This is a genomic window from Micromonospora sp. C51 (assembly GCF_018070435.1).
Classification (GTDB): domain Bacteria; phylum Actinomycetota; class Actinomycetes; order Mycobacteriales; family Micromonosporaceae; genus Micromonospora; species Micromonospora sediminimaris.
In genome coordinates this window covers 138,641-163,451 of record NZ_JAGPXQ010000010.1, presented here as the reverse complement: position 1 = coordinate 163,451, position 24,811 = coordinate 138,641, and the positions used below count along the sequence as shown (strand labels likewise).

At 72.4% G+C, this 24,811-nt stretch carries 23 protein-coding genes; 12 read left to right on the top strand and 11 right to left on the bottom strand.

What is annotated here, in order from left to right; all coding sequences use genetic code 11:
* Positions 1 to 47: 47 nt before the first annotated feature.
* Together KBX50_RS14335 and eccE are read right to left on the bottom strand one after the other, a co-directional pair.
* Positions 48 to 434: a phage holin family protein gene (locus KBX50_RS14335; protein ID WP_210937518.1), complete on the bottom strand. Its 387-nt coding sequence runs from the start codon at positions 432 to 434 to the stop codon at positions 48 to 50.
* Positions 422 to 2,350: a type VII secretion protein EccE gene (gene eccE, locus KBX50_RS14330; RefSeq protein ID WP_210937517.1), complete on the bottom strand. Its 1,929-nt coding sequence runs from the start codon at positions 2,348 to 2,350 to the stop codon at positions 422 to 424. Before eccE ends, KBX50_RS14335 begins: the two co-directional genes overlap by 13 nt.
* A 239-nt stretch (positions 2,351 to 2,589) precedes the next feature.
* On the opposite strand from eccE, the gene KBX50_RS14325 reads away from it, so the two are divergent.
* Entirely contained in the window at positions 2,590 to 2,910 is a 321-nt protein-coding gene (locus KBX50_RS14325) for a WXG100 family type VII secretion target (RefSeq protein WP_210937516.1), read from the top strand.
* A gap of 26 nt (positions 2,911 to 2,936) precedes the next feature.
* On the top strand, positions 2,937 to 3,230 hold the full coding sequence (locus tag KBX50_RS14320; protein WP_093404050.1) for a WXG100 family type VII secretion target: 294 nt from the start codon (positions 2,937 to 2,939) through the stop codon (positions 3,228 to 3,230).
* A 34-nt stretch (positions 3,231 to 3,264) separates the two neighbouring features.
* On the opposite strand, the gene mycP is transcribed toward KBX50_RS14320, so the two are convergent.
* Entirely contained in the window at positions 3,265 to 4,515 is a 1,251-nt protein-coding gene (gene mycP / locus KBX50_RS14315) for a type VII secretion-associated serine protease mycosin (protein ID WP_210937515.1), read from the bottom strand.
* Positions 4,516 to 4,667: 152 nt separating this feature from the next.
* Here mycP and KBX50_RS14310 point away from each other — a divergent pair, with 152 nt between their 5' ends.
* A complete protein-coding gene (locus KBX50_RS14310) occupies positions 4,668 to 7,586 on the top strand; it encodes an SseB family protein (RefSeq protein ID WP_307870953.1) in 2,919 nt (972 codons plus the stop codon).
* Positions 7,583 to 7,948: a hypothetical protein gene (locus KBX50_RS14305; RefSeq protein WP_210937514.1), complete on the top strand. Its 366-nt coding sequence runs from the start codon at positions 7,583 to 7,585 to the stop codon at positions 7,946 to 7,948. Before KBX50_RS14310 ends, KBX50_RS14305 begins: the two co-directional genes overlap by 4 nt.
* Positions 7,949 to 7,963: 15 nt before the next feature.
* Here KBX50_RS14305 and KBX50_RS14300 read toward each other — a convergent pair whose 3' ends face one another.
* The 4 genes from KBX50_RS14300 to acs all read right to left on the bottom strand — a co-directional run bounded on the left by KBX50_RS14300 (position 7,964) and on the right by acs (position 14,316).
* On the bottom strand, positions 7,964 to 8,896 hold the full coding sequence (locus tag KBX50_RS14300) for an alpha/beta fold hydrolase (RefSeq protein ID WP_210937513.1): 933 nt from the start codon (positions 8,894 to 8,896) through the stop codon (positions 7,964 to 7,966).
* A gap of 144 nt (positions 8,897 to 9,040) precedes the next feature.
* Complete coding sequence (locus tag KBX50_RS14295) at positions 9,041 to 9,529, bottom strand: DUF5818 domain-containing protein (RefSeq protein WP_210937512.1); 489 nt, start codon at positions 9,527 to 9,529, stop codon at positions 9,041 to 9,043.
* A gap of 116 nt (positions 9,530 to 9,645) precedes the next feature.
* Positions 9,646 to 12,054 (bottom strand): immune inhibitor A domain-containing protein, encoded by a 2,409-nt coding sequence (locus KBX50_RS14290; RefSeq protein ID WP_210937535.1) that lies wholly within the window; start codon positions 12,052 to 12,054, stop codon positions 9,646 to 9,648.
* A 267-nt stretch (positions 12,055 to 12,321) separates the two neighbouring features.
* Positions 12,322 to 14,316, bottom strand: a complete 1,995-nt coding sequence (gene acs / locus KBX50_RS14285) for an acetate--CoA ligase (protein WP_210937511.1) — start codon at positions 14,314 to 14,316, stop codon at positions 12,322 to 12,324.
* Positions 14,317 to 14,805: 489 nt separating this feature from the next.
* Between acs and KBX50_RS14280 the strand changes: the two genes are divergently transcribed.
* On the top strand, positions 14,806 to 15,549 hold the full coding sequence (locus KBX50_RS14280) for an oxidoreductase (protein ID WP_210937510.1): 744 nt from the start codon (positions 14,806 to 14,808) through the stop codon (positions 15,547 to 15,549).
* Between the two features lie 45 nt (positions 15,550 to 15,594).
* Here KBX50_RS14280 and KBX50_RS14275 read toward each other — a convergent pair whose 3' ends face one another.
* From KBX50_RS14275 to KBX50_RS14265, 3 genes are all read right to left on the bottom strand, one after another.
* Positions 15,595 to 16,401: an HAD family phosphatase gene (locus KBX50_RS14275; RefSeq protein WP_210937509.1), complete on the bottom strand. Its 807-nt coding sequence runs from the start codon at positions 16,399 to 16,401 to the stop codon at positions 15,595 to 15,597.
* A 459-nt stretch (positions 16,402 to 16,860) separates the two neighbouring features.
* Entirely contained in the window at positions 16,861 to 17,382 is a 522-nt protein-coding gene (locus tag KBX50_RS14270) for a hypothetical protein (protein ID WP_210937508.1), read from the bottom strand.
* Positions 17,379 to 18,032 (bottom strand): hypothetical protein, encoded by a 654-nt coding sequence (locus KBX50_RS14265; RefSeq protein ID WP_247673667.1) that lies wholly within the window; start codon positions 18,030 to 18,032, stop codon positions 17,379 to 17,381. Before KBX50_RS14265 ends, KBX50_RS14270 begins: the two co-directional genes overlap by 4 nt.
* Positions 18,033 to 18,519: 487 nt before the next feature.
* Between KBX50_RS14265 and ssd the strand changes: the two genes are divergently transcribed.
* The 7 genes from ssd (at position 18,520) to KBX50_RS14230 (ending at position 24,021) form a co-directional block, all read left to right on the top strand.
* Positions 18,520 to 19,623: a septum site-determining protein Ssd gene (gene ssd / locus KBX50_RS14260; RefSeq protein WP_210937507.1), complete on the top strand. Its 1,104-nt coding sequence runs from the start codon at positions 18,520 to 18,522 to the stop codon at positions 19,621 to 19,623.
* Positions 19,620 to 20,819, top strand: a complete 1,200-nt coding sequence (locus KBX50_RS14255) for a TadA family conjugal transfer-associated ATPase (RefSeq protein ID WP_210937506.1) — start codon at positions 19,620 to 19,622, stop codon at positions 20,817 to 20,819. The genes ssd and KBX50_RS14255 overlap by 4 nt, the downstream gene beginning before the upstream one ends.
* A gap of 419 nt (positions 20,820 to 21,238) precedes the next feature.
* Positions 21,239 to 22,120 (top strand): hypothetical protein, encoded by an 882-nt coding sequence (locus KBX50_RS32815; RefSeq protein WP_307870952.1) that lies wholly within the window; start codon positions 21,239 to 21,241, stop codon positions 22,118 to 22,120.
* Positions 22,121 to 22,269: 149 nt separating this feature from the next.
* Positions 22,270 to 22,977 carry a type II secretion system F family protein gene (locus KBX50_RS14245; RefSeq protein WP_210937533.1) on the top strand — a complete coding sequence of 236 codons (708 nt, stop codon included), beginning with the start codon at positions 22,270 to 22,272 and terminating at the stop codon, positions 22,975 to 22,977.
* 62 nt (positions 22,978 to 23,039) lie between these two features.
* Positions 23,040 to 23,168, top strand: coding sequence for a DUF4244 domain-containing protein (locus KBX50_RS14240; protein ID WP_205808979.1), 129 nt, complete (start codon positions 23,040 to 23,042; stop codon positions 23,166 to 23,168).
* A complete protein-coding gene (locus tag KBX50_RS14235) occupies positions 23,165 to 23,533 on the top strand; it encodes a TadE family type IV pilus minor pilin (RefSeq protein WP_210937505.1) in 369 nt (122 codons plus the stop codon). Before KBX50_RS14240 ends, KBX50_RS14235 begins: the two co-directional genes overlap by 4 nt.
* Positions 23,534 to 23,622: 89 nt before the next feature.
* Positions 23,623 to 24,021 (top strand): Rv3654c family TadE-like protein, encoded by a 399-nt coding sequence (locus KBX50_RS14230; RefSeq protein WP_247673704.1) that lies wholly within the window; start codon positions 23,623 to 23,625, stop codon positions 24,019 to 24,021.
* A gap of 185 nt (positions 24,022 to 24,206) precedes the next feature.
* On the opposite strand, the gene KBX50_RS14225 is transcribed toward KBX50_RS14230, so the two are convergent.
* Positions 24,207 to 24,785, bottom strand: a complete 579-nt coding sequence (locus tag KBX50_RS14225; RefSeq protein WP_210937504.1) for a hypothetical protein — start codon at positions 24,783 to 24,785, stop codon at positions 24,207 to 24,209.
* Positions 24,786 to 24,811 lie beyond the last annotated feature (26 nt).

The window sequence follows — 24,811 nt, the reverse complement described above, 5'->3', positions numbered from 1 at the left end:
CCGTTGGGGGGGCCGCCGGCCGGGCGCGAGCGGTGCCGAGAGGGCGGTCAGTCGCGGTCGAGGATGGCACCGAGGATCCAGGTGACGACACCGACGAAGAGCGCCCCCAGTACCGCGGCCGGCCAGAAGCCGTCGACGTCGAAGGGCAGCCCAGCCTGATCCGCGATCCAGCCGGTGAGCAGGAAGAGCAGGCCGTTGACCACCAGCGCGATCAGGCCGAGGGTGAACAGGTAGAAACCACAGCCGACGGTCTTGATGATCGGCTGGAGTACCCCGTTGACGACCCCGAAGATGACCGCGACGAGGATCAGGGTCAGGATCGTCTCGGAGACCGATTCCGTGTCGAGCGAGATACCGGGAATAAGCAGTGTGGCCAGCCAGAAGGCCACCGCCGTGGCGCCGACCCGGATCAGTAGACCTTTCAGAAAACCCATGGCGGGCATGGTGCCACGGCGGACGCGTGGGCGGAACCCGCGAGATCATCCGGTTCGGCGGCGGGCCGGGCGTCGATGAGCTGCGCCTCGATCGCGGTGCAGGCGAGCAGTGCCCAACGCAGGGCCCGCCGGTTGACCACGGCGACCATGTCGTGCCGGATCCGGGTCAGCAGCTTCGCCGCGTCGCCGAGCCCCAGCGCGTTGCCGGCGACGGTGGCTTCCGCCGGGCTGAGCGGCTGGAACACCGCCAGGTCGGCCCGGCCCAACGCGTCCGCGTCGGCCGGGGTCAGCACGTCGCGGACCAGCAGCGTGGTGTGCCAGGCGGTGCCCGGCCGGGGACCGGCCGGCGCTGGCGCGTCCAGCACCACGAGCACCGGGGTCAGTGGTGTGCCGGGTTCCCCGGCCACCGGGCGGTCCGGTGGTGTCAGCCGAACCGGCCCGCCCGGCCAGCCGACGCCCCGGACGAACCGCTCCCAGGCGTGTGGCCGGGCGGTCTGCACGATGACCCGGGCGCCGAGTGCCATCGCGCGCACCACGACCAGTTGGGCGGCGGGTACCCCGCCGACGAGCATCAGTCGGGTGCTCTCCGGCCGGAACAGCCGGACGGTGACGGCGTGGCCGCGCCGGTTGACGCCGAGCATCAGCCCGGCGGCACCGAACGGCAGCTCTCGCGCCAGGTCCTCGCTGCCGATCGGCACCTCGCGCTCCGGTTTCCCGGTCAGCGGCACCCCGGGCAGGGCCAACGGCAGCGTTCCGGCGAGCCCGCCCAACTGCCCGCCGTCGAGCCGCTGCACCGTCGCGCCGTCGGCGGCCACCGTCCGCCGCAACTGCCGGGCCGCCGCGGAGAGCTCGGCGGGCGTCGCCGCGGCGAGCCGGACGAGCAGAACGGTGGCCGCCGGCCGCTCCGTCCCGGTGTGCAGCGCCACCGTGATCGCCGTCGCCGGCAGTTCCCACAGCCGGGGCACGAGCGTGGCCGCGTTCCCGCCCGGCCACCGGCTCAACCGGAAGGTGGTCTGCAGCAGGCCGCCGCATCGGACCGCCTGCCAGGACTCCCGCACCGGACGTCCGTCGTGGTGGGCGAACTCGGCGAGCATCCGCCGGATCGGCTGCTCGCCCATCGGTCGCACGGTCACCGGTCGGAGCCGCCGGACGATGCGCCGGACGGTGCCCGCGAGGGCGTGCCGCAGCGCCTCCTCCGGCCAGCCCCGCGTCCGCGATACCCGCACCGCCAGCACCGCCCGCTCCCGGCCGGCCAGCTGCCCGTCGGTGAGCTGACGGTAGGAGACGGCCGCCGCGCCGCCGCCGGCACCGACCGCCGGTGCCGGCGTGCCGGTCAGGAGAAGTTGTACGCGTACGGGTGGTACCTGGTCGGTCTCGACCGGGAGCAGCGACGCGGGTGACGGTAGTGACAGTTCGCCGTCACCGAGCAGGTCGGCCGGGTCGCCGATCTCCAGCAGAGCCACCAGGCCGGCCGGGTCGTCCAGCACCGAGGCCGTACCGTCGCCCAGCTCGACGGGACGGATCACGGCGTGCGGATCCACCAGGCCGAGCAGCTCCGTCGGACCGGAACGGGCTCTGGTCGCCCGCCGTCGGGCCAGATAGCCGACGCCGATGACCAGCCACTCGTGCAACCATCGCCGGCGAACCCGGCACCAGGTCACGGCGAGCAGCGCGGCCGCCACCAGTGTCCCGGCAACCGTCGCCAGGGAACCCCGGCCCGGTACGACGACGAGCGTCGCCACCACGACCTGGGTCGCGACGATCTGCCCCGACCGAAGCCGAGCGACCCGCTTCCGGCGGCCGGTGCGTCGTCGTGCTCCGGTGGGGCGGATCCGAGGCTCGGGGCCGGCAGACAGATCGCTCGGGCCATGGAGGACAGCCGCATCCGGGCGGGTGGGAGTGAGGGTCACCGCCATCACACCTCCCCCGAAACCGGTCACCCATCGCGACATTGCCGCCGCCCATCGTAATCACCGGCGAGCGATCGCGTTGTCCACAGGGGAACGCCGAGGGGTAGCAAGACCGCGATCGTGTCGCTACTCTCAGCGACGAGTTCTCGTTGGCCCATCCCGCGTCGTGCTCGCCCTCCGGCGTCGTGGGTGGTGCGTTTCCGCCGCAGGGCCAGCCACGATCGAGAGACGAGGTGACGTCCAAGGTGTCCCAGACCCAGGCAGAGGCCGCGGTGATGCAGCAGACCGCGGCGAAGTTCGAGCAGACCGACCAGTCGTTGCAGTCGATGCTCAGTGGACTGCTGGTCCAGCTGGAGATCCTTCAGCAGGCCTGGCGCGGGGCTGGTGGCCGGTCGTTCGAGCAGGTCAAACGGAAGTGGGCGGAGGACCAGGCCGGGTTGCAGCAGGCGCTGCGGGAGACGGCGGGTGCGATCCGTGCCGCCGGCACGCGGTACGACGCGTCGGACGCCGAGGCGGCCGCCCGGGTGGCTGCCACCAACCGAGGCGGCATCCAACTGCCGCTCTAGCCCACGACCCCAGGGAGAAGAATCCGATGGAGCACGGTGTGCTGGTCGTCAACTTCGCTGCGCTGCAACAGGCCAGCGCGGACATCCAACGGGCGTTGAACACACTGGACGCCCAACTCGGCCAGTTGGAGCGCGACGCGGCGCCGCTGGTCGCCAGCTGGTCCGGCGCGGCCCAGCAGGCCTACGAACAGCGGCAGGCCCGGTGGCGTAACGCCTCGCAGGATCTCCAGGTGATGCTGCGCGACATCAAGCTCGCGGTGGACGAGTCCGCGGCCGACTATCTCGACACCGAGAAGCGGAACACCAGCCTCTTCCAGTGAACCCGCACGGGTCGCGGGGTGGCGCGGATCGGCGTCACCCCGCGTCGTGGTCATGGTGGGCCGGACGCCATCGTCTGCGTACCCCTCGGGGCAACACCGCCGCGGCCAGCACGACGGCAGCCACCATCGGCACCCCCACCCCGGTCAGCAGCAGTGCGCGGCGCCACGCGTCGCTCCGACGGTCCTGCTGCGCCAGCAACGTCGGATCGGGTCGATCGTCGACCAGCCCGGCCGCCGGCCGCGCGTGCCCCGGCACCGATCCGGCCTCGGTCACCGCCCGGTACGGATTGAGCACTCCCGCGCCGTACCCGTCGCCGGGCGCCGGATCGGCGGTGGCGACGATCCGCCGAGCCACCTCGACCGCGCTGAGGTCCGGGCGGTACTGGCGTAGCAGGGCGGCGGTGGCGGCGACGAAGGGCACCGCGTAACTGGTTCCGTCGGCGCTGCGGTGACCGCGTCCGGGGGCGGCGATCAGCACATCGACACCGGGAGCGACGAGATCCACGTGGTCGCCGGTCTCCGAGAAGTCGGCCCGCGCCCCGTCCGCGCCGATTGCACCGACCCCGAGCACCCCGTCGTAGGTGGCCGGATACGGGCGGCGTTCGCCGCCACCGGACAGGTTGCCGGCGGCAGCCACCACGACCACGTCCCGGCTGAGCGCGTACCCGACCGCCGCGCGGACCGTGGGATGGTCGGCGTAGAGCACCACGGAAAGGTTGACCACGGTGGCGCCCTGGTCGACCGCCCAGCGGATGGCCCGGCCGAGGTCGCCGGGCGCTGCCGTGCGGCCCGTCCCGCGTCCGTCCACGACCTGCTGCTCACTGACCCGGACCGGCAGGATCCGGGCCTTCGGCGCCAACCCATGGAAGCTGCTCCCGTCGCGTGGCGTGGCGGCGATGATGCTCGCCACGCCGGTGCCGTGACCGACACAGTCGAGGCCACCGTCGCCGCCGGCATCGAGCAGGTCGGTGCCGGCGAGCACCCGCCCGGCCAGCTGGGGATGCCGTCGGTCCACGCCCGAATCGACCACCGCCACGGTCACTCCGGCGCCGGTGGCCAGCCGAGCGAGGCGCTCCGGGGCGTACCGTTGCTGGGCCCACGGGGTCGCGGCGACCGGCCGGGCCGGTGCCGGAGGCGACGCACATCCCGGCGCGGCGCGGGCCGGCGTCACCGCGCCCGGCGTCACCGGGCCGGCCAGCAGGGCTGCGACCAGTCCCGCCAGGAGCAGGTACGGCAGGCGTCGAGCACCCCGCCGGTGCCACCGCGCACCTGGTACCCGGTACATCGACCGCCTCCGTATCGTGTCGATAACGGAACGGAATGTTATCGGTAGCTGGTCAACCGGGCGGGCCACCGCCAGCCTGGCATTGTGATCTTGTGATCACCTTGTAGGTTGTACCCGATACCTATGGCCTGTGCCCGGGAGGAGGGGTGGCCGTGACCGACTGGGAGCCGGCCACCGGGGCCGAGGCGGCGATGCGCGACGCGCTGCACGGCAATGACCAGCAGCTTTACTTCCGCATCCTGTCCGGTGTCGAGCTGCTGTTGCCGGTCTCCGCCCAAGCGGCCGCAGGGCACACACCGGTGGGCTGGGGCACCTGGACGACCGGCGGCCGGACGCACGTGCTGGCGTTCACCTCCGCCGAGGCGATGCGGGCCTGCCTCGGCGAGCACGCCGGCCCCAGCCGACGCACCGGCTACGCCGAACTCGCCACGAGCTGGCCGAACCACGAGTGGTGGCTGGCGGTGAACCCGGGTCTGCCCATCGAGGGCTACCTGCCCGCCTGGTACGTCTCCCAGCTCTCCCGAGGTGACGTCCGGCTACCCGGCCGTACGGTAGGCGCTCGCGCCCGCTTGGAACGCGTGGAGGCGCTGAACCGGGCTCGCGACGCCGCCTCGGCGGCACCCGCCCCGGCAGCGCCGAACCCGCCGTCCCCACCGCGACAACCGGGCCCGGTCCGGCCGACACAGCTCTCCCCGGCGCCGCCGGTGGTGCCGGCGGCCTTCCATGTGCCCGAGGTGCCGTCGGTGGCGTCGGGCACGGTCGGCGGTCCGCACCGACCGGAGCCCGCCGAGCGGGCACCCGCCCCGCCCCGCCCGGCTCGACCCGACAGCAGCGGGACGGGTCGTGCCGGTGCGGCCGGCCCCCGGCTGCCGGGTGATCTCCGCGGGGTCCGGCCGGATGGCCCCAGCAGAGACGACATGCCGCCACGGCGGCCGTCGCCGGGCCGGAACGAGGAGCCGACCTCCGCCGGGCCGGGATGGCCGATGGCGCCGGAGCGGCCCGGAACGCCCAGCAACGGACGTGCGGCCGGTTCCGAGCCGCCGGCTCAGCGCTCCTTCTTCGAGCCCGCGAACGGTCGCTCGACGCATCGCGGTGACCGCCTTGCCGAGCGCGCCGCGCCACCGTCCCGGTTCCGGGGCGGTCAGCCGTTTCCCCGGCGCGGATCGGCCGGCGAACCACCCTCCGACGGGCCGACCCGCGCCTTCGTGTTCAGCGAGAACGACCAGGCCACCGCCCGGACGCAACCCGTCCCGAACGAGGAGGCAACCCAACCGCTGCCGCCGCCCGACGGGCCGGTCCGGCCGCTGCGGGTGAGTACCCCCGCGGGCTGGGCGGCACCGGGCGGCGGTGATCCGACCGCCGGCGGCGGTGACCCGACCCAGGCGCTACCCCGGCGCCAGCCGGTCGAGGAAGAGCCGACCTCGGCGGCCGAGCCGGTCTCCGCGCCGCCCGCGCCGCGCCGCGGATTCACTCCGATCGTCATAGAGGGCACCATCATCGAGGCCCGCGACCTCACCCTGACCAACGGTCAGCCGGGTCAGCCCGGCGGGGCACCGCACGGCGGCAGCGGGCCCCAGGCGGAGCCACCGCCTGCCCGTCCGGCACCTGAAGACACCGAGGTGGCGACCCCGCCCGTGCCGGCACCGGAGCCGGCAGCCGCCGAGCCGGAGCCGACGGTACGCTTCCCGACGCCCCGCCCGGAGCCGACAGTGTCGGGAGCCGAGCCGACCGTGGCCGCGCCGACAGCGCCGCCCGAGCCGACCGTTCCGGTCCGGACGGTGACGCCCGATCCGACCGTTCCAGGGCGGGCGGTTACGCCCGATCCGGCGGCCGCTGCTCCGACGGCCACCCCGGCACCGCCCAGCCGGACCCGGACGGACACCGACGCTGCTGCGGCACCACCGGCAGACGCCCGCCCGACGGCCGCCCCGGTCACGGAGACGCCCTCGCTGTTCACCCCGGTGTCCGCACCGCCGTCAACGGCGTCGCCGACCTCGGCACCCGCGTCAACCGCGCCGGCCACGGAAGCGCCCGCGGCTGCCGAACCGCCGGTCCCCGACGCCGCGTCCGGCGCGGTCACCGCGCCCGTCGTCGGTCCGCCCTTCCGGCCCGCCAACGAGGTGGAGGACGACCTCCACGGTGCCGCCGAGGCCGGCAGCACCGACACCTTCCTCTCCACGCTGCTGCTGGCCCGGGTCCTCATGCCGGTCGCGGCCGACTCCGCCCCGGGTAGCCGCCCCGGCGACCCGGGCTTCGTCTGGCCGGCCGTGCAGCTGGACGGGCAGACCTTCGTGGTGGCCTACACCTCTCCACAGCGTCTCGCCGACCACACCGATCCGGCGGCCGAGACGGTCCAGGTCCGCTTCGTCCAGCTGATCCGGAGGTGGCCCGACCCTTCGTGGTCGTTCGCGGTCAACCCCGGCACTCCGGTGGGCGCGAAGCTGCCCGGTGAGCAGATCGTCGGGCTGGCCAACTGGGCGGCCGAACTCGGCCTCGGCGACGACGCCGAGGGCGAGCCCGAGCCGACCGTCGAGGCCCCGGCACCGGCGAGCAGTCCACGGCAGGCGGCACCGTCGGGTGATCTGGCCCGGCCGATCGTGATGCAGAAGGCGATCGCCCCGAGCCAGCTCGGCTACTACCTGGAACGGGGCTACGACCGGGTCTCCGGATTCGTCCACCGGGCGAGCGAGTTGGCGCATCTCACCACCCCGACCGCCCTCTACCAGGCGCTCGGCCTCAACCATCCCGAGTCGCCCTTCGCCGTGGACGCCGAACAGATCTACGTGCTCCGGTGGCCGGCGTACCGGCCGAGCCTGTACCGCATCCCCTACGGCGGGCAGAACGAGGCGGCCATGCGGGCGATGGAGGGCTGGGTGATCGAACGGCCCCCGTTCCGGGGCAACGGCTTCGCCCCCGGCTCCGGCAGTGAGGTGCTCGCCGAGTTCAAGGTGGACAGCGTCCGGCTGCCGCACGGCGCCCAACTGGTGTGCATCGACGCCTCGGGCACCGAGCGGCTGATCGCCGTGCTCGACGCCGACACGCTCTCCTGGCAGGAGGTCGGTGAGCGGTGATGCGCGACGGCTACGTGGCGCGCTGGCGCGGGCGGGAGTTCCAGGCCAGCCCGGACGGCGGTGAGGTTCGGCTGTACCAGCCGGAGGCGACCGAGGGTTTCACCGAGGTGCGACCCGGCCGGCACGTCCGGGTCGTGCCGGCCAACGAGATCGAGGAACTGGCGTACGTCCGCACCACCTGCACCTGGAAGGGGCAGCCGTTCATCGTGCTGGCCGAGCACGACGGGTGGCTGCGGGTCGAGTACACCGGTGGACGCTGGCCGGTGGCGCAGGCGATGCGGCTGGAGGCGTTCGACTTCGGCGTCTACCAGGGGTGGGCCCCCGCCGGTGAGGTCACCGACGTACGCGAGCAGCGGGTCTGAGGCCGTCCGAGCCGGTCAGGACTTCGCCCAGCGGAGAACCTCACCGAGCACCAGTTCCGGCGTCTCCAGGTGGGGAAAGTGCCCGACCTCGTCGAGCAGTCGCCACTCGTACGGTGCGCTGACGTAGCGCCCGGAGCCCTGGGCGGTACGCGGCAACGCGGCCACGTCCCGCGCCCCGTGCAGTTGCAGGGTGGGCGCGGAAAGCGGACGCTGCATCAGCTTCACGAACCGGTAGCCGTGCAGCCGCAGTACCGAGCGGAACGCCCACCGGTAGCCCTCCAGCGCGCAGAACGCGGCCTGCGGGATCCGCATCGCCTCCCGGTAACGCCGCGCGTAGTCGGCGAAGTCCGCGCCGGTGACCCAGCGGTGGCCGCCCCAGCGGCGCAGCATCTCCTCCACCACGCGGCCGTTGTCGCGGGTGAGGAGGTGTTCGTACCGGGGCAACTGGAACTTCAGCGCGGGGGTCGACGCGGCGAACTGACCGCGTGGATCGGCGAAGATGGCGGCCCGTAGCCGCAGCGGGTGCGGGGCACCGAGCACCACCAGGCGGCGTACCAGATTGGGGTGGAACGACGCCACGGTCCAGGCGATCATGCCGCCGGCGCCGGTGCCGACCAGGGTGGCCGAGCGTTCGCCCAGCGCCCGGATCAACCCGGCGACGTCGGCCGCGAGGGTGTAGCCGTCGTACCCCCGGGGTGGTTTGTCGCTGGCCCCGTAGCCCCGCAGGTCCATGGCGACGGCGCGGAAACCGGCGTCGGCGACCGCCGGCAGCATCCGGTGCCAGGCCCACCAGTGTTCGGGAAAGCCGTGCAGGAAGAGCACCATCGGCCCGGTGCCGGCCTCCACGACGTGGAAGCGGCTGCCGTTGGCGCCCACGAACCGGTGCGTCCACGGCCCCTCGGTGAGTACGCAGGACTCGTCGACGGCCTCGTCACGCTGCTCGGTCATGTCCGACAGCCTAGGGCCCTGTCCTGCCGATCATCACCGGGCTGCGACGGGACCCGGCGACGACCGGCGGCGTCGTCGCTGCGTCCGCCGGTCCGTGCCGTCGGTGTGGATGCCAGGGCCGGTCCGACCGAACGGCGCGGACGGTCAACCGACCGGGCTCATCTTGAGGATGCTGAGCGGGATTCCCGGGCCGCAGTCCACCTCGGCCGCAGCCGGAGCGGTGGTCACCCGTACCCAGGATCCGGTGGCGAAGGTGCCCTTGTCGGTGCCGTGCAACGCGTACTCCCGGCCGTCGTCGGTGACCAGCGTGTAGCAGGGGCCGCTGCCGCCTTGGCTGAGTCGGCCGGCCAGGACGTTGGTCTTGCGTAGTTCGGTGGGATGGCGTGGCGGTGCCGTCGGGGTGCCGATCAGCGGCGGTTCGGTGGGCGACAGGGGGCTGCCGGTACGCCCGACGGGAGGCTGCGCGCTGGCATCGCCGTCCGACCGGTCGGGACTGGCGGCTGGAGAGCTGCCGGTTGGGGTGGGGCTCTGGTCGGCGGTCACTGTGCCTCCGTCCGACTCGCCGCAACCGGCCAGGGCCAGCAGCATGGCGAGGCAGGCCGCCGGCATTCGGATGCGGTCGGTGGTGGGCATCAGGGTACGACGCGAGCAGGCTCGCGGCGGTTCCCTGCCGGTCGAGGCCGGTGCCGAGAAGCGTGCTGCCCCGGGCGGGTGGTCCGCCCGGGGCAGCACGTCGTCGGTCCAGCGGATCAGGAGAAGCGGACCTTGGTGTAGATCCCCTTCTGCTCCAGCACCTTGATCCTGGTGCCGGTGGCCGGGAGCTTCACGCCGTGGTTCGGCAGCTCCGGGAACCAGTACTTCTTGGTGTCGTCGAACAGCGGCTGCGCGGCCTGCCCACGGATGTACTGCGGCTGGCTGTTCAGGTGCAGCGTGAACGAGTCCGCCTTCTTGAGGCCGAACGGCGCGTCGTAGACCTGGATGCGGGCCCGCCAGGGCTGCCCGGTCAGGTTGTAGATCGGCCGCGGATGGGCATCGATGATCATGTTCCGGCCCTCGCCCGGGTGCGCGAACGTGTCGTTGTCCGCCCACCGGGTGTTCCAGTACGAGATCAGCAGCCCCTCCTGGTACGCGTAGTGGTCCACGTAGTCCGGCTTGCTGTTCTCGTACCCGAAGAAGTAGGGGCCGGTCTTGAGGTACCTGTCGTACGAGATGTACTGCCGGGTGCCGGCGATGTAGTAGTTCGCGAAGCTCCGCGTGTACGTTGCCTCGACCACCTCGAACCCGCCGGCCAACGTCCAGCCGTCCGCGTCGGACTCCGCACCGTCGGTGAAGACGGTCTCGCCGTCGGCGGTGAGGGTGACCGCGTCACCGAAGAAGCCGCCCTCGGAGACACCGCCGTCGGTCTGGTAGCGCAACCGGAACGCGACGCTCTCCCCGGCCACCTGGTCCAGCGGGATCGCGATGTCGACCCACTCGTCGTCGGAGCTGCCGTCCAGCGCGAACCGGCCGGGGGAGATCTCCTTCAGCGGCTCGCCGTCGGCCGTGCCGTTCTGCGACGTCCAGGTCTGTCCGCCGTCGACCGAGGTCTCGAAGAAGAGGTAGTCGTAGTCCGCCTCGATGCTGTAGCGGCCCTTCATCGACAGGGTCGCCGACGACTTCCCGGCCAGGTCGAACGTCCGGGTCATGGTGCTGTTGAGGTCGTCCGCGTTGCCGGAGAAGAACTGCTTGTCACCCTCGAACGGCGCGCCGTTGTCAAAGGTGTACTCCCGCTCGGGGAGCACCACCACGGCGGCCTGGGCCTTCTTGGTGTTGTACTCCTGCGGGCCGAGGGTCAGCGTCCGCTTCTGCCCGGCCACGATCACCTCGTAGTCGAGCCAGCCGAGCTGGAGCTTGTTCCAGGCGCCGAGGTCGCCGCCGCGCTCGCCGATACCGCCGTCGTTCTTGGCGCCGAGCCGGCTCTGGGCCATCAGCGTCCAGTGCTCGTTGTTGTTGTCGCCCCCGCTGATGACGTTGTAGTCGTCCGGCAGGCCGAGGTCGTGAGCGTACTCGTGGTAGAAGACGCTGCGACCGCCGTTCTCCGGCTGGATGGTGTAGTCACCGATCCAGACGCCGGTGTCGCCGATCTGGGTACCGCCCGCCGGGAAGTTCGACGGCCCGGTGCGGCCCTGGTCGGAGGCGTACGCGTACCAACGGTGGCTCCAGATGGCGTCCTCGCCCTGGATCGGGTCGCCGTCGGCCATGTCGCCACCGGCATGCACGATCTGGAAGTGGTCGATGTAGCCGTCCGGCTCGTTGAAGTCGCCGTCACCGTCGTGGTCGTAGCGGTCCCACTCGTCCATCGCCCGCACGTCAGCGGCGATCTCCTCGTCGGTCCGCCCGGCGGCCTTCTGGTCGCCGACCCACTGGTTGGCGGCGTCGCGCACCAGCGCCCAGACGTTGTTGCAGACGATCCCGTCGCACGGGTAGCCGCTGGAGCGGCCGTACCGGGCCTCGTTGTACTGGACCTTGACCCAGTCGGTGACCACGCCGTCGACGCTGTACCGGCCCGAGGACTGGGCCTCGTAGTACTGCTTCACCGACTCGTCACCGGGTTCGGTGCCGAAGTAGAGCTTGCGGTAGTGGTCGGCGTCGTAGTCCGCCTGCCAGACGGTGGAGTTGTCCACCGACCGGTCCGGCTCGGGGATCTCGTTGTGCAGTGGCCCGTCGAACTTCGTCGGCCCGGGGATCTCCGGGTCGGTGTCCTGGTCGGGGTAGTTGGGGTGCCGGTCGTTGCCGAACTCGGCGAGGATCACGAAGATCTGGTCGGTCTGTTCCCGGGACAGCTCGACGTACTGCTTCTCGGTGGGGCCCCGGCCGCGCTTGGTGGCCTTGGCGTTGCGACCGGCCTCACCGCCACGGGCGGCCCGCTCGCCGACCTTGACCACCGTGCTGCCGTTGATCCGTTCGGCCTTGGCTCTGCCCGACAGCACCTCGCTGAGACCCTCCTGACGCAGGGCGCGGCGCTTGGCCTCCAGCGGGTTCGGTAGGTCGTGTTCGGCGTGGGCGGGCTCCGCGATGGACGGGGCGGCTGCCGGGGTCTCCGGCTGCGGCGCGGCTGCGGCGGCGGATGGGCCGACCGTCAGTCCTGTCGCCGTCAACGAGAGTCCGAGCAGACCCACTGCGACTTTCCGCACGTGGTACCTCCGGATTGAGGGAACCGGCCCGTCGGGGGTTGCGGGCCGGCGAAAACGGCCCCCGTGAATGGGGCCAGTGGTGAACCTAGGGACTACTGGGGCTGGTGGGAAGAGTCGCAGCCGAATTTGTTGCACCTTTTAGTTGGCAGGCGTTTTCACTGTCACATCTCGATCCGGTTGCGGCGTACCTCGACATGACGAAGGGTGGCGGCCCGATGCCGGACCGCCACCCTTCGGGTCGTACGCCTGTCGTCAGTCCTCGTCGGACTTGCCGCCGCTCATGCCGGAGGCGATCAGGTCCATCACGGACGAATCCTGCAACGTGGTCACGTCGCCCAGCGAGCGGTTCTCCGCCACGTCCCGCAGCAACCGCCGCATGATCTTGCCGGAGCGGGTCTTCGGCAACTCCGGCACCAGCATGATCTGCCGGGGCTTGGCGATCGGGCCGAGCGTCTTCGCCACGTGGTTGCGCAGCTCTGCGATGAGTTGCTCGCCCGCCTCGCCGGAGATCTCGGTGCTGCCCCGGGGGATGGCGAACGCGACGATCGCCTGCCCGGTGGTCGGGTCGGTCGCGCCGACCACCGCCGCCTCCGCCACCGACGGGTGCGAGACCAGCGCCGACTCCACCTCAGTGGTGGAGATGTTGTGCCCCGACACCAGCATCACGTCGTCGACCCGGCCGAGCAGCCAGACGTGCCCGTCGTCGTCCTTCTTCGCGCCGTCACCGGCGAAGTAGATCCACGGGTCGTTGGCGTCGCCAGTGGCACCCGCACCGAACCGCGACCAGTACGTCTCGATGAACCGGTTGTCGTCGCCCCAGATGGTGCGCAGCATCGACGGCCACGGCTCGCGCAGCACGAGGTAACCGCCACCGCCGTTGGGCACCGACTGACCCTGGTCGTCCACCACGTCCGCGACGACGCCCGGCAGCGGGGTCATCGCCGAACCCGGCTTGGCGGCGGTCACGCCCGGCAGCGGCGAGATCATCATGCTGCCGGTCTCGGTCTGCCACCAGGTGTCCACGATGGGCAGCTCACCTCGCCCGACGTGCTGCCTGTACCACATCCAGGCCTCGGGGTTGATGGGCTCGCCGACACTACCGAGCAGCCGCAGCGAGAAGAGGTTGTACTCGGCCGGAATCTCCTCACCCCACTTCATCATCGTGCGGATCAGCGTCGGCGCGGTGTAGAGAATGGTCACCCGGTACCGGTCGACGATCTCCCAGAAGCGGCCCTTGTGCGGAGTGTCCGGGGTGCCCTCGTACATCACCTGGGTCACGCCGTTGGAGAGCGGGCCGTAGACGATGTAGGAGTGACCGGTCACCCAGCCGATGTCCGCCGTGCACCAGTAGACGTCGGAGTCCGGCTTCAGGTCGAAGACCGCGTACGAGGTGTACGCCGCCTGGGTCAGGTAACCGCCGGTGGTGTGCAGGATGCCCTTCGGGCGGGCGGTGGTGCCGCTGGTGTAGAGGATGAACAGTGGGTGCTCGGAGTCGAACGACTGCGCGGTGTGCTCGGCCGACGCCTGCTCCACCGTCTCGTGCCACCAGTGGTCCCGCTCGGACCAGCCGACGTCCTCGCCGGTACGCCGGACCACCAGGACGTGCTCGACCGACGGACAGTTCGCCACCGCCTCGTCGACGGTCGGCTTGAGCGCGGAGGGCTTGCCGCGCCGGTACCCGCCGTCGGCGGTGATGACCACCTTCGCCGAGGCGTCCTGGATCCGGTTGGTGAGCGCGTCGGCGGAGAAGCCGCCGAAGACCACGCTGTGCGTGGCGCCGATCCGGGCGCAGGCCAGCATCGCGACCGCGGCCTCGGGGATCATCGGCAGGTAGATCGCCACCCGGTCACCGGCCGTCACCCCGAGGTCGGTGAGCGCGTTCGCCGCCTGGCAGGTCATCTTGTGCAGGTCGGCGTAGGTGATGGTGCGGCTGTCGCCGGGCTCGCCCTCCCAGTGGATCGCCACCTTGTCGCCCCGGCCGGCCTCCACGTGCCGGTCGAGGCAGTTGTAGGCCACGTTCAACTGCCCGCCGACGAACCACTTCGCGAACGGCGGCCGGGACCAGTCCAGCACCTGGTCCCACTGCTTGGTCCAGGCCAGCCGGGCCGCCTGACGCTCCCAGAAGGCGAGCCGGTCGGCCTCCGCCTCGGCGTACGCGTCAGCGGTGACGTTGGCGTCAGTGGCGAGTTCGGCCGGCGGCGGGAACTGGCGCGTCTCGTTCAGCAGGTTGGCCAATGCCTCGCTCATGCCGGCACTCCGCTTCGCTTCGTGCCGCCCTGAGGCACCAGCGCGCTGCATTGATGATTCGCTCGCTGCCGCTCGCTCATGCGGTGACTCCTCGTTGCTCGGGTGACCTGGGTCTCTCCCGGGCAGGTTAGTCGCGGCGGCCGAGCGAGGCGACCGATCCCCGACGCGCCCGTCGCTCAACGGCCCCTCCCACGCGCCGAGGTGCAGAGCAGATCTGTCCCGGGTGGCGGCAGGTCGCTGTCCCGGGCTGCGGCAGGTCGCTGTCCCGGGTTGCGGCATGTCGGGCCTTCCCGTCGACGTGAGAGCCCGACATGCCGCATGTCGCGACTGCGGTCCCTCCCGGCGCGGCCGCGTCAGGGGACGGCCCGCCGGGCCGGGCGGGCCTCGCCGGGCCTGGGCGGACGGTCCCCGCCGGGCGGGCGGGTGGCGGGGATCGCGTTGCCGGTGACTCCCGCCCGGTGCCGTCGGCATCGTCGCTAACGTGTCGGGGTGACCGCCGATCCGCTCGCGCCGCTGCTCGACCTCGCCGACATCACCGCCGCCGTGGAGCGTGCCCGCGACCGGTTCGACCGGGCACTGGGCCACCGGGCGCTGCGGCGCCACGGCGGCCAGGTCGCCGCCGAGGTGAGCCTGCGCTCCGCGGTGGCCAGCGCCGGGCTGGAGGGGCACCACCACGAGCGGGAGACGGTACGCGCCGGCACCGTCACCGAACCGGTGCTCCAGGGTGCGCTGCGGGTGGCCGGCGCCCTGCCCGGGCTCAGTGAACTCTGGCCGAAGGCCCCTCGGCAGGCGCTGGCGAAGCTGCACGTGCTCGCCGCCCGCGAGGTGGTCGCCGAGGCCGAGCTGGGCCGTCCGGTCGACGACCCGGTGGTCGCCGCCCGGCTCGACGCCCTGGCCACGCTGGTGGCCGGCGGCACCCAGGTCACTCCGCTGGTGCTGGCCGCCGTCGTGCACGGTGAACTGCTCAACCTGCGGCCGTTCGCCGGCCCGTCGGGCGTGGTGGCCCGGGGCGCGGCCCGTCTCGTGTTGCTCTCCACCGGATTCGACCCCCGTGGCCTGCTCGCCGTCGATGTCGGGCACCGGGAACGCGAGCCGGAGTACGTGGGTGCGGCCGGAGCCTTCGCCACCGGCACCCCGGACGGCCTGCGATCCTGGCTCCGCCACTACATGTCCGCCGTCGAGGTGGGCGCCGACCAGCTCACCGCGATCGGCGACGAGATCCTGGCCGCCTGACCAGGTACCGGCTGCTCGTCCTGCCGCGGTGCCCCGGCGGCCAGGTCAGGCTGGCGAGGCGGCGGCGCGGGTGCGGCGGTGCCGGCCGTACCAGGCGATACCGATCGCCACCCCGACACCGACGCCGAGCGCCGCCGCGGCGACCGGAACGGCGGGCCGCTCGCGCAGTCGCCGACCCAGCGGTACCGGGTGCCGGAACTCGAGCACCGGCCAGGCGTTCTCGACCGCCAGGCGGCGTAGCTGCCGGTCCGGGTTGACCACCGAAGGATGACCCACGCACTCCAGCAACGGGCGATCGCTGTACGAGTCGGAGTAGGCGTACGAGTCGGCCAGGTCGTAGCCGCGGGCGGTGGCGAGTTCGCTGACCGCCTCGACCTTGCTGGGACCGGCGGCGTAGAACTCGACCTCGCCGCTGTACCGACCGTCGACCACGCCCATCCGGGTGGCGATCACGTCGGTCACCCCGAGCAACACACCGATGGGGCGGACCATCTCCTCGCCCGAGGCGGAGACCAGCACCACGTCCCGACCGGCGGCCTGATGCTCCTCGATCAGCGCGGCGGCCTCCGCGTACACATAAGGGTTGATCAGCTCGTGCAGCGTCTCCGCGACGATCTGGCGGACCTGCTCCACCGGCCACCCCTTGCAGAGCGTGGCGAGATAGTCGCGGGTCCGGGCCATGGTCTGCTCGTCGGTGCCGCCCAGCCGGAACATCAGCTGCGCGTACGCCGACTTGACCACGTCACGCCGAGTGATCAGGCCGTCCCGGTAGAACGGCCTGCCGAACGCCAAGGCGCTCGACTTGGCGATGACGGTCTTGTCCAGATCGAAGAAAGCGGCACTTCGGCCCACGGCGCGAAAGTCTAGCCCGATGGTCTATGGTCGGCGGGTGCCCGGGGCCTGAAGAGCACTCGGACCTGCGGGCCGACCCCCACCCATCTGCGAACAGTGACCGCGGTCACACGCTACGAACAGGATTTCGCAGGGAGTGGAGGCTACACCACTCGACGTACACAGGTCCGCTCAGGCAGACTTGTTCACAGCACGAGCATTCATATCTCGTACACCGGCAGACCCTCGGCGGTTGCACCCCCCGTGACCGCTGAGCGGGTTCGGCTCGACCCCCCCGGAGCCGAACCTCCGACGACCCCCGTCTCCCCCCGACGGGGGTCGTCCCTTTGTGCCGTGAGCGCTCCATTACCGGGGCCGCCGAGGAAGCCGACGTCCAAGGCGCGATCGCTCCGCCCGAGGATGCTGCTTGGTACCCGGTCGTTTCGCTCCCGGGCGCCGGTCCGGCCAGCCGATCGTGCGTCAGAGGATCGCGAACTGTCGGGTCGGATCGGCGCGGAAGGCGGGTTGGGCCAGGGTGGGGGTCAGCACGAACTCGTACGTACCGTCGTCGGACCCCTCGGCGTGCGGGTGCGCTCGGATTTCGGTTTCGTACCAGCCGGGTGGCACCGCCACGCGGCGGTGGTGCGAATGATCGGGTCTCCATTGGCGGAGGTAGCCGAGGCCGCAGAGCAACAGCGAGCCGGTCTTCGACCCCAGGATCCAGCCCGGCGAGGAGACGGCCGCAATGGGCCATGGTGAACGGTCTGCGGCATGTCGCACCAGCACGGTGTAGTACCCCGCAGTCACACCCGTCAGCGGTAGCGCTATTCCCGCCCGGGCGACGGTGTCACCGGCCTCGGTGGTACTGAACAATTCCAGCAGGTCGCGACCCGTGCTGCTCGCACCGAGATGCTGGTCCAGGCGCACGGGGTCGAGCAGCACGAATCCGCGTGCTTCGGGAAAGCAGCCGGTCAGTTGGACGGCCGGAAAGACCCCGGTCATTCGATCACGGCGCGGGCGGGTGTGCGCTTCGGTTCGAAGCAGACCAGCGCACGGCCCCGGCGGTCGGTCACCACCCAGGGGTGACCGACGTACGTGTGCTGCCGGTGCGACTCGCTCGGGTGCAGCACGGCGTACTGCCTCCGCTGGCCCTGGTGGTCCAACCAGTACACGATCACCGATCGCGAGCGAAGGTTGACGAACTCGATGCTGGTTTCGCTGCCGCCGCTGACCGATCGCAGCCCGCGCTCCCGCCATGCCGGTAAAGGCGTCAGGTGCTCCGGCTGGGGCGGCCGAGTGGTCGACGGCGGTTTCGCTGGCCGGCTCGGTGAGGGGTTCGGGCCGGTGCTTGGTGTGGCGGGCACGGTCGACGAGTCGGGTCGGGTGGGCGAAGGAGCCGGCGTCGCCCTGCGGCTGAGCTGTGGTCGGGAGGACGAGACCCCGCCGACGGACGACGCGGCCGACGGCGACGGCACGTCGGCGGACGCAACGTCGTCCAGGTTGGACCCGGGGCTGCCGGGAGGCGGAGGTACCCAGTCCGACGGCACATCGGGGGCCGCGACCGGCGGCGGCTCGGTCGCCGGCCACAGCACAGTGAGCATGAGCCCGAGCGTGGCGGCCGCGAGGCCGGCCAGCACCAGCCGGTGCGACATGCGACCGGGAGCGCGGTGGGCAGGTTCGACGGTGACGGCGGCCGACCGTATGGGCGGGGGCGGAACGACCGGTCCGCCAGGTGGCTCGGGCGCTGGCGGAAGTGCCCGCGGAACCGGGCGCGCCGTCAACTGCCGGGCGCGGGAACGTGGGTCGAACAGCCAGGGGCCGACCCGCAGTCTCGGCTCGACACGGGCATGTTCATGATCTGGCGACTGCGTCATGACCTCGATCCGGCGAGGGATGCCGTTCTCTGCCGACGGCACAGGACGTCGATTATGCGTGTTGCGCGTCACCTTTCGCCACGGTTGGCGACGGTCGAGATAGGCGCGATGTGCGGCCCGTCCCCATAACAGATCAACGCCCCTTGTGGGCGTTGTCCACAGAGCGGTTCGTTGTCCACAGGCCAGCCGGCAGGGGCGGCGCTCGGGGCGGCAGCGGCGGCAGGGTTCGACGCAGTGAACCCGCGCCGACCGCTTGGAGGCCGCGATGCCATCCCGTACCTCCGTCCCACCGGACCGGCGCCTGCCGCTGGTCGTCACCTCGGACGGTGACCTGCTCGACGACCTGCTCCGGCTCGCTGTCGCAGGCGGAGTCGAGGTGGAGGTCGCCGCCGATCCGGCGGCCGCCCGCACCCGCTGGCGGCCATCTCCGTTGGTTCTCGTCGGCAGCGACCAGGCGCAGCCCTGCCTGCGGGCGCGGCTTACCCGGCGTTCCGGGCTGGTCCTGGTGGGACGGGCCGGCGACGTCGAGTCCGGTTGGCAGGTGGCCGACCTGCTCGGTGCCGAGCACGTCGCCGTGTTGCCGGCGGCCGAGCCGTGGCTGGTGGACCGGTTCGCCGAATGCGGCGTCGAGGGCGCGGTCACCGTCTCGGCCCGGATGGTCGCGCTGGTCGGTGGGCGGGGCGGAGCCGGTGCCAGCATTCTCGCCGGTGGCCTCGCCGTCACCGCCGCTCGGGCACGGCTGCGTACCCTCCTGCTCGACGCCGATCCGCTCGGCGGTGGCCTGGATCTGGTGCTCGGCTGGGAACAGATGGAAGGGCTGCGGTGGCCGGCGCTGACCGGGGCCGACGGGCGGGTCGACGCGCCCGCCCTGGTGCGAGCGTTGCCCAGCCGGGGCGATCTGGTGGTGCTTTCCTGGGACCGTGGCGACCTGATCGCCGTACCGGCCGAGGCGGTGGCCGCCACCCTGGACGCCGCCCGGCGAGGCCGGGACTTCGTGGTCGTCGACCTGCCCCGCCACCTGGACGACGCCGCGGTGACCGCACTTCAGGCGGCCGACCGGGCGTTCGTGGTGGTACCCGCCGAACTGAGGGCGACCGCCGCAGCGGCCCGAGTGGTCACTGCGGTCGCACCGCACTGTTCCGACCTGTCCGTCATCGTCCGGGGTCCCGCTCCCGGCCGGCTGCGAGCCACGGAGGTCGCCAAAGCGCTCGGTCTACCACTGGCTGGTTCGCTACGGCCTGAGCCCGGGTTGTGCCGGGGACTGGAACGGGGCGAGGCCCCGGCGGCCGGTGGGCGCGGCCCGCTCGCCGAGCTCTGCCAGCGGATCGTCAGCGAACTCAGCGGCCAGCCCACGGCGGGTGTGGCATGACCGGGGAGAACCTCGCGGCCCGGGTACGGCAGCGGATCGCCGCGACCACCACGCCGGTCACCCCGGCCGCGATTGTTTCCGCGGTACGCGCCGAGCCCGACGCCGCCGTACTCGGTGACAATGCCCTGCTGCGGATGGCCGACCGGGTACGCGACGACCTGGTGGGCGCGGGCCCGCTGGCCGTGCTGCTGGCCGACCCCGAGGTGACGGACGTACTTGTCAACGGGGCGCGGGTGTGGGTCGACCGTGGGCAGGGGCTGCACCAGGTGCCGGTGCCGGTGGGCACTCCGGACGACGTTCGCCGACTCGCGCAGCGGCTCGCGGCTGGGGCCGGTCGTCGGCTGGACGACGGTTCGCCGTGCGCCGACGCCAGGTTGGCCGACGGTACGCGGCTGCATGCGGTGCTACCGCCGGTGGCGACCGAGGGGCCGTACCTGTCGCTGCGTACCTTCCGGCAGCGGCCGTTCACGCTGGACGAACTGGTGGCACAGGGCGCGGTGGCCCGGCCGGTGGCACCAGTGCTGGCCGCCGTGGTGGCGGCCCGGCTCGCCTATCTGGTGATCGGCGGCACCGGCTCCGGCAAGACAACTTTGTTGAACACGCTGCTCGGCCTGGTCCCGACCACCGAGCGGATCGTGCTGGTCGAGGACGCCTCCGAGTTGCGGCCGGTGCACCCGCACGTGGTGGGTCTGCAAACGCGTACGGCCAACGTGGAGGGCTCGGGCGCCGTCGGTCTGAGCGAGCTGGTCCGGCAGGCGCTGCGGATGCGGCCGGATCGCCTGGTGGTCGGCGAGTGTCGGGGCGCGGAGGTGGTCGACCTGCTGGCTGCCCTCAACACCGGGCACGAGGGCGGGGCGGGGACGCTGCACGCCAACACCCCGTCGGACGTGCCGGCCCGGCTGGAGGCGCTCGGTCTGCTCGGTGGGCTGCCACGTCCGGCGCTGCATGCCCAGGTGGCAGCGGCGCTTCAGGTGGTGTTCCAGATCCGCCGTACGCCGCAGGGCCGGATGCTGGAGTCCATCTGTCTGCTGTTGCCGGAAGGGCCCGACCGGCTGGTCACCGCCGTCCCGGCGTGGATCCGCAACCGAGGGCTCGGCCTGGCGGCCCGGGCGCTCGGCACGCTGATCCGCAACCGCGATGTGCCGGTGCCGCCGGTCCTGTGCGAACCGTGGCCCGCGTCGGCGGTGTCGTCATGAGCGGCGCATGGTGGTGGGTGGTGTCGGCGGTGCCGGTCCTGCTGGCACTCGCAGGACGGATGCGTTGGCGACGTGTTGCGAAGTGGTCCGGGGACGGCGGGAAGGCAGCCGACGATGCGCTGGTCGCGTGGGTCGTTGCCCTGCGGGAGGCGGGTGGTTGGCGGGACCGTGAGGAGCCGCAGGGCCCGCCTCGGAGCAGTCCGGAGCCGACCGGTGTCGGGTGGCCGACGACGGGAGCACCGCCGTCCTCGGTGGTGGCCCACCCGGTCAGGCCAGCTGCTTCCCCGATCGCCTGGCCCACGTCGGGGCCGCCGACAGCACCGATCGCGTCCCGTCCGCCGGGGCCGCGTGGCAGCCGGCGGCCGAATCGGCCTGGTGGCGTGCCCGGTGTGGTCGTACGGGGAACAGCCCCCGCCACCGTGAAGCTGACGGCACGGGCGCTCGGCACGGCGGTGCTCGACGAGGAGCAGATCGCCGCAGGCGGCATCGATCACCGGGTACCGGCCGACCATCGCGAGCAGCCGGATCACCGTGAACAGCCCGACCAGCGCCCACCGAGGCTGAGCCGACCGCCGGCGCTGCTCGCGACGCCGCGGCGCATCCTGGTGCTGACCTGCCTGCTTGGTGCGGGGGCTGGGGGGCTGCTCGCCGGTCCGGTGGCCGCGACGGCGCTGGCCGGTTACGGCACCCTTGGTGTGCGGGCGATACTCCGTCGGGCAACTGTGGGCCGGGCCGACCGGGAGCGCCGGGAGCGGTTGGATCAACTGTGTGCCCTGGCGGGGGACCTGCGGGTCGGTCTGCCGGTGCCGGTGGCCGGGCAGGTGCTGACCAGTTCGTCACCCAGTGCCGCCGCAGGTGTGGCGCAACCGGTCCAGGCGGACGAGGCCGTCAGCTACGTCGGCCAGCCGGTCGGGCCCGAGCAGCGTCTCTCCGACAGAGCCGCGCCCGGTGTGGCGGGAGACCGCCTCGGGCGACTGGCCGGGGCTGCGGTACGGCTGGCCGAGCGTACGGGAGCGCCACTGGCCGATCTGGTGGAGCGCATCGAGGCCGACGCCCGATCGACGGACCGAGGGTTGGCTGCGGCCACGGCCCAGGCGTCCGGTGCCCGCGCCACCGCCTGGCTGCTGGCTGCCTTGCCGCTGGGCGGGATCGGCCTGGGATACGGGATCGGGGCGGACCCACTCCAGGTGCTGCTGCACACCCCGGTCGGCGGCACTTGCGCGATCGCTGCCGTGGGCCTTCAGGTGATCGGGCTGCTCTGGGCGGAGCGTCTCGCGGCCACCTCGTCCGGGGACAGCTGATGTCCGGGACGCCACTGGTCGCCTGTGGTCTGGCCGGTGCAACCCTGGTCACCGCGCTCGCGGTCGGCCGGTACCGGCCCCGGCGTCGGTTGCGCCGGCTGTCCAGCCACGTGACGGCCAACCGGACAGGTCAGCGGTTCTGGCCTTCGATGCCCCGACGGGTCAGGTCTCGCCGGGTGCCACCGGCCGTCCAGCGGCACTGGTCAGCCGGCGAGGGTCCGGCACAGGCTTCGGCAGCCGAGTCACGAGGTTCGAGCCGGTGGCGGCCGGACCTGGTCCGGCTGACCGCTGGGCTGTCCGGGCTGGCGGTGGCGGTACTGGTCGAAGGCTGGGCCGGCGCGGTGGCGGCACTGCCCACGGCGGTGCTGCTCGACCGGCTGCTCCGGCGGATCGAGCCGCCGGCCGTACGCCGTCGCCGACTGCGGGCCGCAGCCGACCTCCCACTCGCCGCCGACCTGCTGGCGGCGGCGCTGCGGGCCGGGGCGCCCGTGGAACGCTCGCTGCTCGCGGTGGCTGACGCGCTCGGCGGGCCGCTGGGCCGGCAACTTGCCCGGGTCGGTCGGACCCTGCAACTCGGCGGTGGTCTCCAGGAGGCGTGGGGACATCTGGCGGCGGTTCCAGGAGCGCACCGCGTGGCCACGGCCGCGATCCGCTCGGCGAGCAGTGGTGCCGCCCTGGCCGGGGCGCTCACCCGGCTCGCCGACGACCTGAGAGCAGACCGGGCCGTCGCGCTTGAGGCGGCCGCTCGCCGTTCGGGCGTGCTGATCGTGTTGCCGCTGGGGCTCTGCTTCCTGCCCGCCTTCATTCTCGCCGGTCTGGTGCCGGTGATCGTCGCTGTCCTTGGCGACGTGCTGTGAACCCATCGAGAAAGGACGAACACGTGCGCAGAATCCTCGCCCGCCTTCGCGGGGACGCCGGGATGAACACGGCGGAGTACGCGGTCGGCACGCTTGCCGCGGTGGCCTTCGGCGGCGTCCTGCTCAAGGTGCTGACCTCCGACGGTGTGCAGTCCGCGTTGACCGCCGTCATCGACCGGGCACTGAAGTGACCGGGCGCCGGCCGGCCGGCCACGACCGGGGATCGTTCACCGCCGAGATGGCGGCCGGCCTGCCGGCGCTGGTGCTGCTCCTGCTCACCGGGCTGACCACGATCAACGCGGTGAGTACCAAGGCGGCGTGCCTGGACGCGGCCCGGGAGGCGGCGTTGGCCGCCTCCCGGGGAGAGCCGGGCACCGCCGCCGGCAGCCGGCACGCACCGGCCGGTGCGGAGGTGGTCGTCACCTCGGACGGTGAGCACGTCCGGGCGACGGTCCGCGTCTCCGTCCGCGCCCTCGGTACCGATCTCCCCACGATCAGCGTCGTGGCGACGGCCGTCGCGGCGGTCGAACCGGGTGCGCCGGAGCCGCAACCGTGAGCGCGGTCGAAGCTCGTCCCGCCACCATCGCTTCCGGGCGCTGCCGTCACGCCCGTCGGCTGCGTCGCACTGCCCGGCGGCAGCTTTGGCTGGGGTGGAAGCTGGGCTGGCTGGCCCGGCGGGCGGGCCGGCGGGCGGCCGGGGGTGGTGAGCGGGGTGGTGCCACGATCTGCCTGCTCGGCGTGGTGTTGTTGTTCGTCGTGGCGGGCCTGTTCGGCGCGGGTGTGGGAGCGGCCCGGGTGGCGCGGCAGCAGGCCGGGGTGGCCGCCGATCTCGGCGCTCTCGCGGGTGCGGCTCGGGTCCTTCAGGACGAGCCGGTGACGTGCGCGCGGGCAGCGGAGTTGGTCGCCGCGAACGCTGCCCGGCTGGTGCGGTGCCGGATCGATGGGCTGGATGTGCTGGTCACCGCTGAGGTGATCGTGAGCCCGTTGCCGGGAATGACCCGGTCCGCCAGGGCCACCGGCCGGGCCGGCCCGCTGCGCGGCTGACCGGGTACCGGCAGAGGGCGGTTGGTGCGGTGGCTGCGTGGCGTGAAGCGGGCGGCCGGCCATGAACCTGGCGCTGTCCCGGCCGCCGCGCAGTGCGGCCCACCGGTCCCGGTGGGCCGGCTCGCTCGGCGTGGTGGTCGAGCGGGCCGGCCCGGGGGCAGGTGGATCGCAGGCGGGGACCGGCGTCAGCGGCCCTGAAGGGCGTCGAGGGCGACGGCCATGGCGATCACCAGGCGGCGGTCGATCTGCGGGTTCTGGATTTCGACGACGTACCGGTCGCGCAGACCCCACTTCTTGACCACGGAGAAGACGGGCTGGCCGTCCGCGACGAAGTCGAAGTGGTACGGCAACCAGGACAGCGAGTCGACGAAACGGCGCAGCAGCGCCACCGGCATGCTGCGCTCCTGACCGGTGACGTTGGGCAGGCCGGCCTGCTCGACGTGCCACGTCGAGCGGAGCAGGGACTGCGCGAAGTCCTTCCGGAACAGGCCGATCGGGTTGCCGGCGTCGTCGGTGACGTCGTACGTGGCGCCGAGGTCGAGGCGTTGGCGCGCCTTGAAGCCGAGCAGCGGCTGCTGCTTGGACTCGTCGGTGTAGATCGTCACCTGCTCCTTGAAGGCGAGTCGCTTCTGCTGGGCGAACGCCAACACCCCGCCCTCGGACCCGTCCGGCGCGACGCTGTGCACCTCGTACTGGTTGACCATGAACCGCACCCGTTGGCGGATGTGGAACTGTTGCTGCGCCTGCAAGCTGTCGAGCTGCATGAGAACTCCTCGATTGTGGTGCGCCG